The following is a 2,291-nucleotide window of genomic DNA, read 5'->3' on the forward strand; positions in this document are numbered from 1 at the left end:
TTTGCGACCCGGGGCCACTTCGACGGCGGCGCCAACACCCCCAATACCGCGTCGCTGGATGTGATTCCGGCGGCGGTGCCGGTGGCCGGCGGTGCCGCTCCGGCCGAGACCACCCCGGCGGCGCCCGCGCCGACCAGTGCGGCCACCGGAACGCCTTCGGCGCCTTACCTGGCGTCACTGACCCCGGTGCCACGCCCGGCGGCCACCGCAGCGGCGCCGGCCGGTGCGCTCAGCCTGCAGTTCAATGGCGACAGCTGGGTCGATATCGCGGCCCCCGATGGCAGTACCGTGGAAAAGGCGCTGATCAAATCCGGCGAAGCGCGCAGCTTCACGCCGGGCCAGGTTGGCCGCATGGTGCTGGGCAATGCGTCGGCGGTCGAGGTTCAGCAGGCGGGCACTATCGTCGACCTTTCGCCGTACCAGCGAGCCAACGTGGCACGCTTTACGGTATCCTCTGACGGCTCCGTGGCCCCAGTTCCGCACTGAGTCGCGTTTCCCAATCCAATTCAAACAGCCCCTCCTCACGGACGGGGCGAGAGTACGCATGGCGATCGACGACCTGCTCGACGAGCACGAACAAAGTGAACGCGTCCGCGGCTGGCTGCGGAAGAATGGTGTCAGCATCCTCGCCGGCGTGGCGATCGCAATCGGCGGCATCGCCGGTTGGCAGTGGTGGCAGAAGGACCACAGCAACCAGCTGGCCGGCGCCAACGTCCAGTACCAGGCGGTGCTCAAGCACCTGCAGGACAAGGATCTGGCCCAGGCGGCCAAGGGCGTGAAGGCGCTCGACGACGGCAAGGCCAACATCTACTCGGACCTGGCGGCGCTGCAGCTGGCCAAGGCCCAGGTCGAGGCAGGCAAGAACGAAGACGCGCTGGCAACGCTGCGTGCGATCAAGGCCGACCCGGAGTTCCAGCCGGTGATCGAGCAGCGCATCGCACGCCTGTTGCTGGCCACCGGCAAGGCCGATGACGCGATCAAGGCGCTTGGCACCGCCAGCGACAGCGCCAGCCTGGAAATCCATGGCGACGCGCTGATGGCGCAGGGCAAGCGCGATGCGGCCCGGCAACAGTATGAGAAGGCGCTCAAGACGCTGGACGTGGCAGCGCCGCAGCGGCGCCTGCTTGAAACCAAAGTGATGGATGCCGGTGGCACCGTCACCGATGCTGCGGAGTCGGTGTAATGAAGCATATGGTCATGATCAAGCGCGTTGCCACCCTGGTTCTGCTGGGCGTGGCGCTGTCTGGCTGCTCCACCGTCAAGGGGTGGTTCGCCGGCAAGGATGCAGCGGCCAAGAAGGCGCTGGAACCGGCTGAACTGGTGAAGTTCGAGCCGACCGCGAAGGTGGACCGGCTCTGGAGCGTGAACGTCGGCAAGGGCGAGAAGCGCATCGGCGTTCGCCAGGGCCCGACCGTGGCCGATGGCCGCGTCTACGCGGCGGCCATTTACGGCGGCGTGCATGCCATCGACCTGCAGACCGGCAAGAAGGTCTGGACCTGGGAGCCGGCCAAGGAAAAGAAGAAGCCCAAGCTGCGCCTGTCCGGTGGCCCCGGCGTCGGTGACGGCCTGGTGGTGATCGGGACGCTGGACGGCCAGGTGATCGCCCTGAGCGCCGAGGATGGTGCCGAGAAGTGGCGCGCCAAGGTGCCCGGCGAAGTGATCGCCGCCCCGGCAATCGCCCAGGGCATGGTGTTCGTGCGCAGCAACGACGGTCGCGTGACCGCCCTGGATGCCGACAACGGCACCCAGCGCTGGTTCAACCCGCGTGAGCTGCCGGCGCTGACCGTGCGCGGCAATGCCGCCGTGGTGACCGGCCCGGGCGTGCTGTTCGTCGGCAACGATGATGGCAGCGTGTCGGCCCTGGCAATGACCGATGGCCGCACCGTGTGGGACCAGATGGTCGCCAACGGCGAAGGCCGTACCGAACTGGAGCGCATGTCGGACGTGGACGGTGCGCCGGTGCTGGAAGGCAACACCCTGTTCGTGGGCAGCTTCAAGAACCAGACCATGGCGATCGAAGGCCCGACCGGCCGTCCGCTGTGGTCGCGTGATCATGGTGGCGCCGGTGGCGTGGCCCTGACCTCGGGCAATGTGTTTGTCACCGACAACAAGGGTGGCGTGTTCGGCCTGGACAAGAACAGTGGCAGCGCGATGTGGTCGCAGACCGCCTTGGCGCGCCGCTCGCTGACTGGGCCGGCGGTGCAGGGCGACTACGTCGTTGTAGGCGACTACAAGGGCTACCTGCACTGGTTGCGGACGGATAATGGCGAGCTTGCCGCTCGCGCCAAGAG

Annotated in this window: 3 protein-coding genes; all 3 read left to right on the plus strand. The window is 67.5% G+C overall.

All coding sequences use genetic code 11. From position 1 onward, the window contains the following. Positions 1 to 486, plus strand: a 486-nt coding sequence (locus tag DBR34_RS23160) for a DUF4115 domain-containing protein (RefSeq protein ID WP_258223934.1), incomplete at its 5' end; no start/stop codon positions are given. Positions 487 to 544: 58 nt separating this feature from the next. After that, a complete protein-coding gene (locus DBR34_RS13980) occupies positions 545 to 1,183 on the plus strand; it encodes a tetratricopeptide repeat protein (protein WP_128097241.1) in 639 nt (212 codons plus the stop codon). Then, a partial coding sequence (bamB, locus tag DBR34_RS13985; protein WP_128097245.1) for an outer membrane protein assembly factor BamB occupies positions 1,183 to 2,291 on the plus strand: 1,109 nt, incomplete at its 3' end. The genes DBR34_RS13980 and bamB, both read left to right, overlap by 1 nt.

It is taken from the genome of Stenotrophomonas sp. HMWF003 (assembly GCF_003061285.1).
In the GTDB taxonomy this organism is placed as follows: Bacteria; Pseudomonadota; Gammaproteobacteria; order Xanthomonadales; family Xanthomonadaceae; genus Stenotrophomonas; species Stenotrophomonas maltophilia_AP.